Origin of the sequence: Pseudoalteromonas sp. GABNS16E (genome assembly GCF_028598715.1) — a bacterium.
GTDB lineage: Bacteria > Pseudomonadota > Gammaproteobacteria > Enterobacterales > Alteromonadaceae > Pseudoalteromonas > Pseudoalteromonas atlantica.
Genome location: NZ_JAQREZ010000078.1, coordinates 1 through 13,765, shown reverse-complemented (window position 1 = coordinate 13,765; position 13,765 = coordinate 1). Strand labels below are relative to the sequence as shown.

Here is a 13,765-nt window from a genome sequence, read left to right as displayed (position 1 = left end):
CTCCTTTGCACCTAATTTGCTTGGTAACCATAGCGTTTTGGACCCACCTGACCCCATGCCGAACTCAGTAGTGAAACGAAACAGCGCCGATGATAGTGTAGCATTTGCTATGTGAAAGTAGGACATTACCAGGCTCCAAATACAAGAAAGCCCGATTCGAAAGAGTCGGGCTTTTTTACGTCTACAGAAAAGTGAAAATATCAGCCGTCAGCTATCAGCTGCACAGCGTTAACCTGACCATCGTAGCGTGGTTGAGTATCACGAAACCCACAGATAAAAGAACACGGCAGAGGATGAGAGCGTAGCATTTGTTATGTGGCTCTCCATCGCTGTGGGCACTAAGACATTCTTCTGCGTAGCGCACCGACTCCAAATACAAGAAAGCCCGATTCGAAAGAGTCGGGCTTTTTTACGTCTGCAGAAAAGTGAAAAACAGGCGCAAGGTGTAGGGAAATAGTTGTGGTATAGGGAGTAACTAGTTGGGAAAATTAATGTGTGGCTTTATGCGAATAAGTAACTAAGCTTGTGCGTAATTTGACTTGTTGCCTAACCAGCGTTGAATGAGAGGGTCTACATACTGAGGATATTGCTTCAACATCTGTTGTGCTATGGGTCTAACTTGATTTAAGGTCTGCTTATCTCTTGTTAAGTCTGCAATTTTAAATTCTGCTAAGCCGGTTTGTTTTGTTCCAAGGACTTCACCTGGGCCGCGTATTTCTAAATCACGTTCTGCGATAACAAATCCGTCGTTACTATCGCGCAGTACTCCTAACCGTTTCTGTGCGGTATGTGAAAGTGGTGCATGGTATAAAAGCACGCAGTGAGATGCCGTAGCTCCACGGCCTACGCGGCCACGTAGTTGGTGAAGCTGTGCTAAACCTAGGCGCTCAGGGTTTTCGATAATAATCAAACTCGCATTAGGCACATCAACCCCAACTTCGATCACGGTTGTTGCCACAAGTACATGAATTTTACCCGCTTTAAAGTCGCTCATAATGGCTTGCTTTTCCGTAGCTTTCATTCGCCCATGGACTAAGCCAATAGCAAGCTCAGGTAATGCTTCTTTTAGCTGTAATGCACTGTCTTCCGCTGCTTGGCATTGTAGTACTTCAGACTCGTCTATTAGTGTACATACCCAGTAAACCTGTCGACCTTGTTCGTTACAAGCAAGTTTTACGCGACTAATAATGTCATCTCGACGAGTATCAGGAATCGCAACTGTAGTGATAGGAGTCCGCCCAGGTGGTAATTCGTCAATCACCGAGGTTTCTAAGTCTGCATAGGCGGTCATTGCGAGCGTACGCGGTATTGGTGTTGCTGTCATTACTAGTTGATGTGGGTAACAATCAGCAAAGCGGCCTTTTTCACGCAATGATAAACGTTGATGAACTCCAAAGCGGTGTTGTTCATCAATAATGATAAGTACAAGATTGTTAAATTTTACTTCATCTTGAAATAACGCATGGGTACCGATAATCATTTGCGCTTCACCTGAGGCGATCATTGCAAGTGTACTTACGCGCTCTTTACCTTTTGTTTTACCACCTAACCAAGCAACCGTTATTCCAAGGCTTTCAAACCAGCTAGAAAAGTTGATTCCGTGTTGCTCTGACAATATCTCTGTTGGCGCCATTAATGCGACCTGGTAGCCTTTTGCTATCGCAGTTAACGCGCTCAGTGCTGCGACTAGTGTTTTACCAGAGCCAACGTCCCCTTGGACAAGTCGCATCATAGGGTAAGCGTGTTGCATATCTTCTTTAATTTCTGATACCACACGGCTTTGTGCATTGGTTGGCGCAAAGGGTAATTGTGCTAAAAATTGTGTTTCTAATGAATTAGTGGGCTCAAGTGCAACGGCTTTAACTTGTTGTCCCTGTTCTCTTACTTTTAATAAACTGAGATTTTGCGCCAGTAATTCTTCAAATACGAGCCGCTGCTGAGCTGGGTGAGTCCCTTGTTCAAGCGCACTTATATCAACATCATTAGGAGGGCGATGCAGTAATAATAACGCATCACTTAACGGTAGTTGCGATGGTTGCCATTGTTGGGGAAGTAGCTCTTCTACTGCATACTTTTGAAGTAATTCTATTGCCTGTTCACTCAACGCCCTAATAGAGAGCTGCTTTAACCCCTCGGTTGTTGAGTAGACTGGCGTAAGTGTTGATGATGTTGGTTGTTGTTCAAAAGTGTCGCTAATACTGTATTCAGGATGACTCATTTCAAAGCCAATACGTCCGCGACGTATTTCGCCAAAGCAACGAATTATTTTGCCTGTGCTAAATGCATTTTTTTGTGCTGCGGTAAAATTAAAAAATCGTAGTGTTAACCTACCTGTACCATCATTTATTTGGCAAACCAGCATGCGCCGCTTTCCAAAGGTTATTTGACTGGTTTCAATGGTTGCTTGAACAGTTACGTGGCTATGAGGGGTCAACTCACTAATTGTATAAATACGGGTTCTGTCTTCATACCTAAGCGGCAAATGAAATAGTATGTCCTGTACTGTACTAATACCTAGCTTTAAAAGCCGTTCAGCCATTTTAGGACCAACGCCTTTAAGTTCTGTGATTGGGTATTGGCTTAAGCTAGGTTTAGACAATGTAGGCTCAATTATTAGTATTTAATAAGTTAAGTGTACTGATACACTGTATATGCATCAAGTATGTTTTAACGCCTGCCAAAACTGTTCATCAGCAACAATTTCGCCGTTTTCATCAAGAGCAGGGTAAGGTAGGTTTTTTTGTTTGCATTGCCTTGCAATAATTGGGTGGCAGCCTTCAAAGTACATTGGGTGCTTAATTTCTTCACTCAGCATATTTCTATTGTATAAACCAGCTAGATCACGTTGACGCTGCGCCTCAAATAAAATTAGGGCTGCTGCAACGGATACATTTAACGACTGCACCATGCCTTGCATTGGAATAATGATGTTTTGATCTGCATACTCTAAGGCTTGTGGAGAGATCCCCGTTTTTTCTTGGCCGACAATAATTGCAGTAGGTTTGGTGTAATCAATTTCTCTGAAGTCGACAGCATCTTCACTTAAATGCGTCGCTAAAATTTGTACATCTGGGTTGTGCTTTCGCATCATCGCAGCAGCATCATCAATATTTTTATGCAGGTGTGTTTCTAGCCAGTTTTTACTGCCGCCAGAAGTATTATTGGTCAGCCATTTTTGGTTTTCTGGCCATACAGCATGCACATGATGGCAACCTACTGCATCAGCACTTCTTACAATAGCTGAGAGATTATGATGTTTATGTACGTCTTCTAGGCAGACCGTTAAGTCTGTTTGGCGACGTGAGAGCACGTCTTTTATTCGTTGGTAGCGATTTTGCTGCATGGTGATCCTCTTTTTTGATAATTATACGTAATTTTATCTATTAAGGCATTACTGTGCGGCTAATTGGATTTTGCAAAGAGATTAAGGTCTCGGTTGATTGAATCGCCTCTATAGCTTGTATTTTATTAATGAGCACGTCTTGAAGATGGTCGATAGACTTGGCCATTACCTTTATAAAAATGCTGTAGTTACCCGTGGTGTAATAAGCTTCAACTACTTCTTCTAATGCTTCTAGCTTAATCAGTGTTTCTGGGTAGTCGCGAGCGTTGTTTAAGTTAATACCGATAAAGCAACATACATCGTAACCAAGTTGCTTTGTACTAATGCTTAATTGGGTGCCGGTAATGATGCCCGCTTGTTTCATTTTTTCTACGCGTACGTGAATTGTGCCGGCACTTACAGTAAACCGTTTAGCTAATTCTGCGTAGGCTGTACGGGCATTGGCCATTAGAGCGTGAAGTATCTTTTTATCGAGATTATCGATTTGATAATTTTCCATTATTTTTGCTTACTTAAATTAGTGAATCTACATTTTTATACCGTGTAAATTAATCGATTTTGCATGTTAAAGCTATTTTTATTATGGGTTATTGAATTAAAGGTTTAAATCGTTACAGTAACCATATTAAAGGCGCCTGCAGGGTGTTTTTTCATTAATAAGCAAGTAACAATAACTGGGAATGAGGCCAATTATTATGAGTTCACACTATGTGCAGCAACAGCAGCAAATAAGTAAAGTTAAGCAGTTTTTTTCACAGCAATTAGAGCAGCAACTAGGGTTAGTTGAAGTTCAGGCTCCTATTTTGGCCAAAGTAGGTGATGGCACACAAGATAACCTGAGCGGCCACGAGAATGCAGTTGCTGTTAACGTTAAAGCAATTACCGATAGCAGTTATGAAGTTGTTCATTCGCTTGCTAAATGGAAACGTAAAACGCTATCGACTTATGGCTTTTCTGTAGGTGAAGGTATTTATACACAAATGAAAGCGTTGCGCCCAGATGAAGACTCATTAAGCCCAATACATTCTGTTTATGTTGATCAATGGGATTGGGAAAAGGTAATTTGCCAACGTACTGAACGTACGCTCTCTACATTACAAGACACTGTTAAAGCTATTTATACTGGCATTAAGCAAACAGAGCAGTTTGTAAGTGAAAGCTTTGGTATAGCCCCATTCTTACCTAGTGAAATCACGTTTATACACAGTGAGCAATTACGCAAAATGTACCCTGAATTTAGCGCAAAGCAACGCGAAAAAGCCATTGCACAAGAGTACGGTGCGGTATTTTTAATTGGTATTGGTGGTGCATTAGGTGATGGCAAAATCCATGATGTACGCGCTCCAGATTACGACGATTGGTCTACCCAAACGATTGACGGATACACAGGATTAAATGGCGATATTTTAGTGTGGAACCCTGTGTTAGAAGATGCCTTTGAAATATCATCTATGGGTATTCGTGTAAGCCCTGATGTATTAAAAGCGCAATTGAGCATAACAGGCGATGAAGAACGCCTAGCATTCGATTGGCATAAAGCATTACTAGAAGAGGCTTTCCCACAAACAATTGGTGGCGGAATAGGGCAATCGCGCTTAGCAATGTTATTACTGCAAAAGCAGCATATTGGACAAGTGCAAGTAGGTGTATGGCCAAAGCAAACGCACGATACGGTAAGTGGCTTACTGTAAATTATAAAGGGCGCTAAATGCGCCCTAATGTGTTTTAAAGTTTATTTCTACTTTATTGTTTTGTAGGTTTATATTGCAAGGTGGGTAGTTGCGGGTAGTTTTTAATACTTTATCAAAAATATGGATCTCTACCCCTGAGTGTAATGATGTATTAACGACGAGATTTGCATCGCTTAGTAGGTCGTGGAGTTCATGATCTAGGCTAGATAACTTTTTCTCTAGCTGCTCTGCTTGTTGGCAATAATGCTGCTGTGTTGCGCCAATTTTTTTAATGAGCAGATTCTTCTTTTCTATATCTTTTATTTTATCTGCTTTTTCAAGTGCTGCTTGAAGGGTATCAAGCTGCTCATCGGTTTTTGCTAAGTCTTTAAAGCAGTTATCTGTGTCGGCCGTTATTTCAGCGCCGGATGCGGCTAAATTGATAGCCATTTTTGCGCCTGATTCATTGCCTATTTCGCCAGCAATTAACACGGTTGCATCAAGAATCTCTCCGCCAAAAATCTTCCCTTTGGGTAACTCTGTTTGGCCAACTTGTAATAAGTGCTTTGCTTTAATAGCACAATGGCTGGCTTGGCGGTCTATAAAAATGTTTTTGCCCTGCATATAACAGTATTGTGCGTGAGATACATGCACATCACCTTCACTTTTAATAGAGCACGACAATGTTTTATCTTCGAGCTTTTGATGGCCAATAATGCCTTGCTTTACAGTGATGTTTCCGCCGGCTGATAATTCGCCAGATTCGACCGTGCCAAAAACAGTAATGTCGCCTTTTGCGGTGACTCGCATTCCTGGGTCAATGTTTTTAGTCACAATAACACTGCCTTCAAAATCAATATGGCCGCTTTTAACATCTACATCAGAGATGGTAAAAATATCATCAACTCGCATACCGTTAGGTATTTCTACGGGGACCCCCGCTGTTGTAGAAACAAGCTCGAGCGGATTTGTTTTTGATATTTCGGCGCCTTCGCCTGCCACTAACTTTTTATTTTCACCGGGTTTAGCCGGTAGTATGTCACCTACTACAGTGAAGCCTTCTTTACCGGGAGTTGCAGGTTGCTGGCGGATCAGTACAGTGCCGGGCTCTACGCTTGCCAGTTTACCAAAGTCGCGCATATCAACACTGCCATCTTCCTTCATTTTTGGTGCTTTTAGGCGATCTTTGAGGGTTTCTACCATAGCTACAAATTTTGTTGCTGTGCCTTCTGCTGGTAGGCGGCCCTTGGCTAGAATCCCTTTTGCCACTGTACCTGGGGATAAGTTAAATTGTTTATCTAAAAGCTGCTCTAAAAAAGCTTGTTTGTAACCACGTACAACCCCTGCTTTTATGAGTTGTTTTTTGCCCTCTTCTAACGAAAGTACTTTACCACCATAAGCTAAGGTTAGCTCACCTATGGCTTGCATTTTATCTTCACTTAACGTTACCACAAGCGATGCATCGTGCTTACTTGCTACAACCAAGGTTGGCTCATTATTTTGCGCTTTAAAAAAATTATCAATAGCCTCGTGGTCAATTTTGCATTCGCAAAACGTCGACTTCTCGAGTGCATCAATTATAAAAGCGGCGCTAGGTGGAGCGTGCTTACTTACATCAAGTAATACGTTCCCATTATTGGCAAGCTTAAACACTAGTTAATCCTTTTCTACTACTTAAGTTAAGATTGATTTTATTACATGATTACAGAGTGCTAGATATTTACATGTGAGTCAAGAAAGGGCGATAAACAAAGGCTAGCAGTAAAAAATAGAGCTATAAAGGGGGTTTATAGCTCTGTATTTATTAATTAGTTGAAGGAAGTTCCATAATGCCGTCAATTTCAACTTGTGCGCCTTTTGGTAGAGCACGTACACCTAGTGCCGCACGGGCAGGATAAGGCTGCTTGAAATATTGGCTCATTACTTCATTAACAGTGGCAAAGTTTGATAAGTCTGTTAGGTAAATATTAATTTTAACAAGATCTTGGATTTTACCGCCTGCTTCTTCGCACACCGCTGTAATGTTTTTAAATACTTGATGTGTCTGCTCGCTAAAGTCTTCTGAAACCATTTCCATTGTTTCTGGGACAAGTGGAATTTGTCCAGATAAATAAACGGCAGTACCTACTTTAACCGCTTGGCTATAAGTGCCGATAGCAGCAGGTGCTTTTTCGGTAGAAATAAATGCTTTATTCATGAGTTTCCTATTTTACTTTTTACGATAGACTCTTTGCACATCAGGCATCACGCGAATGCGGCGCATAATATTAGCAACATGGACGCGGTTTTTAACGGTAACGCCCAAGTCTATCACATATAAATTACTTTCTTTTTCGTCGGTAGTGATCTCAACAATGTTGGCTTGGGTTGTAGCAACAACATTTGTGAGTTTAGCTAAAGCCCCTTGGTGATTAATTATTTCCACCCGTAGCGCAGCTATATATTCTTTTTCTGGATTGTCATCCCATTTTACAACCAGGTATTTTGAGCGTTCGTTTTCCCAGCCGCGAATATTTTTACATTCTTGGCGATGAACTGTAAGCCCTTTACCTTGGCTAATATGTGCAGTGATGGCATCCCCTGGTACAGGTCGGCAACACTTAGAATAATTAACCAACATGCCTTCGGTACCAATAATGGTTGCTTTGGCTTGTTTGCTAATATCAGACAAGTCGTCGCTTTCTTCTTGTAATAAGCGTTTAGCGATTAACACGCTCATTAAGTTACCTGCGCCTATTTCTACCAGTAATTCTAATACTGTAGATAGTTCGTGCTCTTCGAGTACGCGGGCTATGTTTTCATCGGCAATGCTGTCGAGCTTATTTTCACCCAAGGCAGAATCGAGTAAGCGTCGGCCTAATAACAATGCTTCTTCTTGGTGTTGGCTCTTAAGGTAGTTTCTTATCCCTAAACGTGCTTTACCTGTAACTATAAAGTTTAACCACGTTGCATTAGGGTGTGCACCCGAGCTGGTAATAATTTCAACACTTTGCCCAGTATCTAAGGCTTTGCTTAGTGGGTAAGGTTTACGGTTTACTCTTGCACCTACACAAGTGTTACCTACATCAGTATGTACCGCGTAAGCAAAATCAACCGCGGTAGCGCCCATTGGCAACTCTACTATGCGGCCATCGGGGGTAAATACGTATATTTCTTCTGGGAACAGCTCGGTTTTAACGTTCTCGACAAATTCGAATGATGAGCCAGCACTTTGTTGAAGCTCCAGCAAACTTTGCATCCATTGACGCGCACGCTGTTGAGCTGTATTACCTGCGCCATCACCGGCTTTTTTATACATCCAGTGCGCAGCAACCCCTTTATCGGCCATGTGATCCATGTCATGCGTACGCACTTGTATTTCTACCGGAATACCGTGTGGGCCTACTAATGACGTATGCAAAGACTGATAACCATTTGTTTTAGGTACGGCTATATAATCTTTAAAACGCGTTTCGATAGGTTTATACAGGTTATGTGCAACACCTAACACGCGATAACAGGTATCCATTGCATCTACGTTTATTCTAAAGGCGTAAATATCCATTACCTCATTAAAAAGCAGCTCTTTATTAAGCATTTTTTTATAAATGCTATAAAGGTGTTTTTCGCGCCCAGAAACCGTAGCCTTAATGCCAGACTCTTCAAGACGTGCTTCTATTTCGGTTTGAATGTTAGAAATAACTTCTTTGCGATTACCTCGCGCTTTTGCCACTTCAGATTTAAGAGCGCGATGACGCATAGGGTATAAAGCCTGAAAACCTAAATCTTCTAGCTCATTTTTAATATCGTGAATACCCAATCGGTTTGCAATAGGTGCGTAAATTTCAAGTGTTTCACGGGCAATACGACGGCGCTTATCAGGGCGCAGAGCACCTAATGTACGCATATTGTGAGTACGATCGGCCAGTTTAATTAAAATAACCCGAATATCTTGGGTCATAGCCATGATCATTTTTCGGTAGTTTTCAGCTTGGAATTCTTTTTTGTCTTTAAAGCTGAGCTTATCGAGCTTACTTACCCCTTCTACAAGTTCGGCAACCGTATCGCCAAATATTTCGGCTAAGTCCTGTTGGCTAAAATCGGTATCTTCAATAACGTCATGCATTAGCGCGGCCATAAGTGTTTCATGGTCAAGGTGCATGCCAGCAAGAATTTGGGTTACTTCAACAGGGTGAGTAATGTACGGCTCGCCACTTGAGCGAGTTTGCCCCTCGTGAGCCTCTCGGGCTACCACGTAGGCTTTTTGCACTAGCTCTACTTCAGCAGCAGGCAAGTATTCAGATATTTTCTTTTTAAGACCTTCAAAAAGATACATTCACACTCCAATGTTCTCGTGAAGCAATAAGTAACGGTAAGTAATAGAATATACGATGAAAAGAGGGGATTGCCAACGGCTAGAGTAGAAATACTGAGCCGTTGACTAAATCAAACCGGGTGGTTGATTATTGATTACCGCCAACAATAGCAGCAACCGCAGCTAATTCAGCTGCTTCTTGGTGTTGTTGTTCTTCACGGTCAATAACGTCCATTGATGAACTATCAACTAAACCTTTTTCGATTTCACGTAGAGCGATAACGGTTGGCTTGTCATTTTCAGCGTCTACTAGTGGGTCTTTACCACCAACAGCAATTTGGCGGGCACGACGAGCCGCAACTAAAATTAAGTCAAAACGATTACCAATTGCATCTACTGCATCTTCAACTGTTACGCGAGCCATCTCAGCACTCCAAAATAATTTAAAAGCAAAGGCGTAGTTTACTGCAAGCAGCTTGTTTCGCCAATAGCCAGTGGTTAATTTTTACCAGTTTTCCCTGTAAAGGGCATAAATGGCTTATTTAAGTAAGTTTGTAATTAAATCGTGATGACGGCTAGCTTGGGCTTTTAACGTTAAGCGCTGCGCTAATACGATAGTTTCAATATTGCTAAGGGCGGTTTCAAAATCATCGTTAACCACAACATAATCATATTCATTGTAGTGCGATGTTTCTGATTGCGCTTTGGCCATACGCCCAGCGATGACCTCGGCAGAATCTTGGCCTCGGTTATTTAAGCGCTGCTCAAGCTCTGCTTTTGAAGGAGGCAAAATAAAAATTGTTTGCACGCTTGGCATAATTTCGCGCACTTGCTGCGCGCCTTGCCAGTCAATATCTAAAAATACATCAATACCGGCATTCAGCTGCGACTCAATAGCCTGCTTTGAAGTACCGTAGTAATTATCGAATACTTGCGCCCATTCAAAAAAATCATCTTTAGCAATTAATGCTTTAAATTCATCGGCGCTTACAAAGTGATAATGCACCGCGTTTTCTTCACCAGGGCGAGGGCTTCGAGTGGTATGCGAGACCGATACTTTCATATCTGCGTGTTTTTTTAGTAACGCCGTGATTAAGCTAGATTTACCCGCACCAGAAGGCGCCGATAAAATAAATAAATTTCCGCGAGTTTGAGCCATGTTTTTCTCTACTTAAAAATAAACAGGCTCGGATTAAATCAATAATCCAAGCCTTTAATTACGCTATTGTACTTTATTTAACTAATTGTGCTCAAGTAAGTAGCACACAAGTACGATTACTCAATATTTTGGATCTGCTCTCTCATCTGCTCAATAAGCACTTTTAGCTCTACAGCTGCATTAGTAATATCGCTATTAATAGACTTAGAGGCTAGGGTGTTTGCTTCGCGGTTAAATTCCTGCATCATAAAATCTAAACGGCGGCCACACGCGCCACCTTTATTAAGAATTTTTTTAGTTTCTTTTACGTGCGATTTTAAGCGGTCGAGTTCTTCGGCAACATCTTGCTTTTGCGCAAGGTAAATAAGCTCTTGTTCAAGGCGAGATTCGTCAATGTCGGTTTTTAAGTCTTCAAGCTTTTGATTAAGCTTTTCACGCTGCCACTTTGCTATTTCTGGTAAGTGACTTTCTACTACAGTAACTTGCTCAAGTATGGCATCAAGGCGAGTGGCAATCATTTCTTCTAAATTTGCGCCTTCATCGCCACGGGCTGATTTAAAATCTTCAACTACTTGGTCAAAGCCCGCTATAAGTGCTTTATTAACGGTATCTAAATCGAGCTCCTGTGCTTCCATTACGCCAGGCCAGCGCAGTATATCAACGGGGTTAATGTCGCCACTGCTTTGTTGCTGCACCCATTTAGCACTATTTATTAGTTGCTCAGCAAGTGACTCATTAATTGATAGCTCACCCACATGTGCTGGATTTGCAACAAACTTTAAAAATACTTCAACTTTACCGCGTTGCAAATTTTTACGTAAACGCTCACGAATTACCGGCTCCATGCCACGAAATTGCTCTGGTGCGCGAATAAACGTTTCAAGGTAGCGCTGGTTTACTGAACGAATTTCCCAGGTGCCAGTGCCCCAATCGCCTTTAATTTCGCGACGCGCATAAGCAGTCATACTGTGGATCATGGATAAGTTCCTAAAATTTATTAATACAATATTGCGATGATTATACCGTAACACTGCTTAACCTCTAGAGAAAATTTATTACGCTGAATATTTTACAATCAGCATGGCATCTACCTGCACATGCACTTATAATGTCGCAAATTCAGAATTAAGGGGATCGTCAATGCGTCCAAGCGAAAGAACACCTAACCAAATTAGACCGGTATCATTTACACGTAATTACACATTACACGCTGAAGGCTCAGTACTTGTTGAGTTTGGTAATACCAAAGTACTTTGTACTGCTACGGTTGAAGCAGGTGTACCACGTTTTATGAAAGGCCAAGGTAAAGGTTGGATCAACGCTGAATACGGTATGCTACCGCGCTCAACGCATACGCGTAACGCACGTGAAGCAGCACGTGGCAAGCAAGGCGGTCGTACTATGGAAATTCAACGCTTAATTGCTCGCGCATTAAGAGCTGCAGTAGATTTAAAAGCGCTTGGCGAAAACACCATTACAATTGATTGTGATGTGATTCAAGCTGATGGCGGAACACGTACTGCATCTATCAGTGGTGCATGCGTTGCTTTAGTTGATGCACTTACTCACATGCGCGCTAAAGGAATGATCAACTCAAACCCACTTAAGCACATGATTGCTGCTATTTCGGTAGGTATTTATAAAGGCCAACCAATTAGTGATTTAGAGTACCTTGAAGATTCTGAAGCCGAAACCGATATGAACGTAATTTTAACTGAAACAGGTAAAATTATTGAAGTGCAAGGTACCGCAGAGGGCGAACCATTCTCGTTCGACGAATTAGATGAGCTACTTACACTGGCTAAACATTCAATCCGTGAAATTATTGACGTTCAAAAACAAGCGTTAGCATAAGCGAGTACCCCAATGAAAGATTATCAAAAAGAGTTTATTGAATTTGCTTTAGAAAAGCAGGTTTTAAAATTTGGCGAGTTTACCCTTAAATCAGGTCGTACAAGCCCATACTTTTTTAATGCTGGCCTTTTTAACACAGGACGTGATTTAGCACGTTTGGGTCGTTTTTATGCATCAGCTCTTGAAGACGCCGCAATAGAATACGACGTTTTATTTGGCCCAGCTTATAAAGGTATTCCTATTGCAACCACTACCGCAGTAGCGCTGGCAGATCACCATGATAAAGATGTACCTTATTGCTTTAACCGTAAAGAGAAAAAAGCACATGGTGAGGGTGGTACATTAGTAGGTTCTGCATTAACGGGCAAAATTATGCTGGTGGATGATGTGATCACGGCAGGCACTGCAATTCGTGAATCTATGGAAATCATTGCCGATAACGGCGCAGACCTAAGTGGTGTACTAATAGCACTTGATCGCCAAGAAAAAGGCAAAGCTGAGCTTTCAGCTATTCAAGAGGTTGAGCGCGACTTTAATACCAAAGTGATCTCTATTGTAAAATTAGCTGATCTTATTAGCTACCTTGAGAGCCAAGGTACAATGGACGAGCATTTAGCATCAGTTAAAGCATACCGAGATCAATACGGTATTGCCTAACTAAAAAAAGCCTCGCAATTGCGGGGCTTTATTTTGACCACAGTAAATAGAGCTAATAATGAAAGATGTATTTAAACCTAACGGCCTTGGTATAAAGCGTATATTTAAAGCAACGTATTGTTCGTACCTTGGTTTTAAAGCGGCCTTTATAGAAGAAGCGGCTTTTAGGCAAGAGTTGCTACTTAGCATTATTTTGCTACCCATTTCTTTTTGGCTAGCTTCATCGGTATTACATTGGGCATTGTTAGTAAGTACATTACTGATCATATTGATTGTGGAATTACTTAATTCAGCAATAGAAGCGCTCACTGATCGCGTAAGTACAGAGCGCCATGTATTATCGGGGCGTGCAAAAGATATGGGATCTGCAGCAGTAACACTCTCATTAATGATCCTTACGATCGTGTGGGGTGCTAGTTTGTATATAAAGTTATTTCAGTAAACCCTCTATATAAACCAATTAATACACCTAAAATGTTAATAAAGTGCTAGTTATGTTGTGTTTTTAGCTCATTTAGCTCAAATACTCAGCGAACAGTCATTTATTTCAAGTTTTCTTCAAAAAAGGGTTGATCTGTTTTCGGATCTCCCTATAATGCGACCCCACTGAGACGGCAGAGCAGGCAACGCTTAGCGAGGCAAGCAAACCACTTAGTGAGTCGAGTAAAACTTAGTTTTAAAAACTTTCAAGTTTAACAAAATTAAGTGTTGACAAAAAAATAGGAAAGCGTAAGATGCGCAGCCCTAGCGAGATAAAGTTTAACGCTTTAATCGCAACGTTCTTTAAC

At 41.4% G+C, this 13,765-nt stretch carries 13 protein-coding genes and 1 rRNA gene; 5 read left to right on the top strand and 9 right to left on the bottom strand.

What is annotated here, in order from left to right:
* Positions 1 to 19 precede the first annotated feature (19 nt).
* Positions 20 to 134: ribosomal RNA gene (gene rrf, locus PSI06_RS19605) — 5S ribosomal RNA — on the top strand.
* 383 nt (positions 135 to 517) lie between these two features.
* Here rrf and recG read toward each other — a convergent pair.
* From recG to asnC, 3 genes are read right to left on the bottom strand one after another with little or no spacing between them, the layout of a single operon-like run.
* On the bottom strand, positions 518 to 2,599 hold the full coding sequence (recG, locus tag PSI06_RS19600) for an ATP-dependent DNA helicase RecG (protein ID WP_273604676.1): 2,082 nt from the start codon (positions 2,597 to 2,599) through the stop codon (positions 518 to 520).
* Between the two features lie 57 nt (positions 2,600 to 2,656).
* A complete protein-coding gene (gene trmH / locus PSI06_RS19595) occupies positions 2,657 to 3,343 on the bottom strand; it encodes a tRNA (guanosine(18)-2'-O)-methyltransferase TrmH (RefSeq protein WP_273604675.1) in 687 nt (228 codons plus the stop codon).
* A gap of 40 nt (positions 3,344 to 3,383) precedes the next feature.
* The gene (gene asnC, locus PSI06_RS19590) at positions 3,384 to 3,842 is read right to left on the bottom strand and encodes a transcriptional regulator AsnC (RefSeq protein WP_096042401.1); all 459 of its coding nucleotides are present in this window, start codon (positions 3,840 to 3,842) and stop codon (positions 3,384 to 3,386) included.
* Between the two features lie 196 nt (positions 3,843 to 4,038).
* Between asnC and asnA the strand changes: the two genes are divergently transcribed.
* Complete coding sequence (gene asnA / locus PSI06_RS19585; RefSeq protein WP_273604674.1) at positions 4,039 to 5,034, top strand: aspartate--ammonia ligase; 996 nt, start codon at positions 4,039 to 4,041, stop codon at positions 5,032 to 5,034.
* Between the two features lie 24 nt (positions 5,035 to 5,058).
* On the opposite strand, the gene PSI06_RS19580 is transcribed toward asnA, so the two are convergent.
* The 6 genes from PSI06_RS19580 to PSI06_RS19555 form a co-directional block, all read right to left on the bottom strand.
* Positions 5,059 to 6,666, bottom strand: a complete 1,608-nt coding sequence (locus PSI06_RS19580) for a DUF342 domain-containing protein (RefSeq protein WP_273604673.1) — start codon at positions 6,664 to 6,666, stop codon at positions 5,059 to 5,061.
* Between the two features lie 151 nt (positions 6,667 to 6,817).
* Entirely contained in the window at positions 6,818 to 7,210 is a 393-nt protein-coding gene (locus PSI06_RS19575; protein WP_004588255.1) for a RidA family protein, read from the bottom strand.
* 12 nt (positions 7,211 to 7,222) lie between these two features.
* Complete coding sequence (gene spoT / locus PSI06_RS19570) at positions 7,223 to 9,328, bottom strand: bifunctional GTP diphosphokinase/guanosine-3',5'-bis pyrophosphate 3'-pyrophosphohydrolase (RefSeq protein ID WP_004588254.1); 2,106 nt, start codon at positions 9,326 to 9,328, stop codon at positions 7,223 to 7,225.
* Positions 9,329 to 9,455: 127 nt separating this feature from the next.
* Positions 9,456 to 9,731, bottom strand: coding sequence for a DNA-directed RNA polymerase subunit omega (rpoZ, locus tag PSI06_RS19565; RefSeq protein WP_004588253.1), 276 nt, complete (start codon positions 9,729 to 9,731; stop codon positions 9,456 to 9,458).
* A 114-nt stretch (positions 9,732 to 9,845) separates the two neighbouring features.
* Complete coding sequence (gmk, locus tag PSI06_RS19560) at positions 9,846 to 10,466, bottom strand: guanylate kinase (protein ID WP_064384893.1); 621 nt, start codon at positions 10,464 to 10,466, stop codon at positions 9,846 to 9,848.
* A 116-nt stretch (positions 10,467 to 10,582) separates the two neighbouring features.
* A complete protein-coding gene (locus PSI06_RS19555) occupies positions 10,583 to 11,443 on the bottom strand; it encodes a YicC/YloC family endoribonuclease (protein ID WP_024032427.1) in 861 nt (286 codons plus the stop codon).
* Between the two features lie 163 nt (positions 11,444 to 11,606).
* On the opposite strand from PSI06_RS19555, the gene rph reads away from it, so the two are divergent.
* Genes rph through PSI06_RS19540 form a run of 3 tightly spaced genes read left to right on the top strand, consistent with a single transcriptional unit; the run spans position 11,607 to position 13,419 of the window.
* The gene (gene rph / locus PSI06_RS19550; protein ID WP_004588248.1) at positions 11,607 to 12,320 is read left to right on the top strand and encodes a ribonuclease PH; all 714 of its coding nucleotides are present in this window, start codon (positions 11,607 to 11,609) and stop codon (positions 12,318 to 12,320) included.
* Between the two features lie 12 nt (positions 12,321 to 12,332).
* A complete protein-coding gene (gene pyrE / locus PSI06_RS19545) occupies positions 12,333 to 12,977 on the top strand; it encodes an orotate phosphoribosyltransferase (RefSeq protein ID WP_004588247.1) in 645 nt (214 codons plus the stop codon).
* 58 nt (positions 12,978 to 13,035) lie between these two features.
* Entirely contained in the window at positions 13,036 to 13,419 is a 384-nt protein-coding gene (locus PSI06_RS19540) for a diacylglycerol kinase (RefSeq protein ID WP_004588246.1), read from the top strand.
* The last annotated feature ends 346 nt before the right edge of the window (positions 13,420 to 13,765 follow it).

Excerpts from the sequence above, each read along its gene's own strand:
- asnC (WP_096042401.1), bottom strand. The coding sequence starts at position 3,842 with ATGGAAAATTATCAAATCGATAATCTCGATAAAAAGATACTTCACGCT.
- spoT (WP_004588254.1), bottom strand. The coding sequence starts at position 9,328 with ATGTATCTTTTTGAAGGTCTTAAAAAGAAAATATCTGAATACTTGCCT.
- rph (WP_004588248.1), top strand. The coding sequence starts at position 11,607 with ATGCGTCCAAGCGAAAGAACACCTAACCAAATTAGACCGGTATCATTT.
- PSI06_RS19540 (WP_004588246.1), top strand. The coding sequence starts at position 13,036 with ATGAAAGATGTATTTAAACCTAACGGCCTTGGTATAAAGCGTATATTT.
- rpoZ (WP_004588253.1), bottom strand. The coding sequence starts at position 9,731 with ATGGCTCGCGTAACAGTTGAAGATGCAGTAGATGCAATTGGTAATCGT.
- gmk (WP_064384893.1), bottom strand. The coding sequence starts at position 10,466 with ATGGCTCAAACTCGCGGAAATTTATTTATTTTATCGGCGCCTTCTGGT.
- asnA (WP_273604674.1), top strand. The coding sequence starts at position 4,039 with ATGAGTTCACACTATGTGCAGCAACAGCAGCAAATAAGTAAAGTTAAG.
- PSI06_RS19555 (WP_024032427.1), bottom strand. The coding sequence starts at position 11,443 with ATGATCCACAGTATGACTGCTTATGCGCGTCGCGAAATTAAAGGCGAT.
- PSI06_RS19575 (WP_004588255.1), bottom strand. The coding sequence starts at position 7,210 with ATGAATAAAGCATTTATTTCTACCGAAAAAGCACCTGCTGCTATCGGC.
- trmH (WP_273604675.1), bottom strand. The coding sequence starts at position 3,343 with ATGCAGCAAAATCGCTACCAACGAATAAAAGACGTGCTCTCACGTCGC.
- pyrE (WP_004588247.1), top strand. The coding sequence starts at position 12,333 with ATGAAAGATTATCAAAAAGAGTTTATTGAATTTGCTTTAGAAAAGCAG.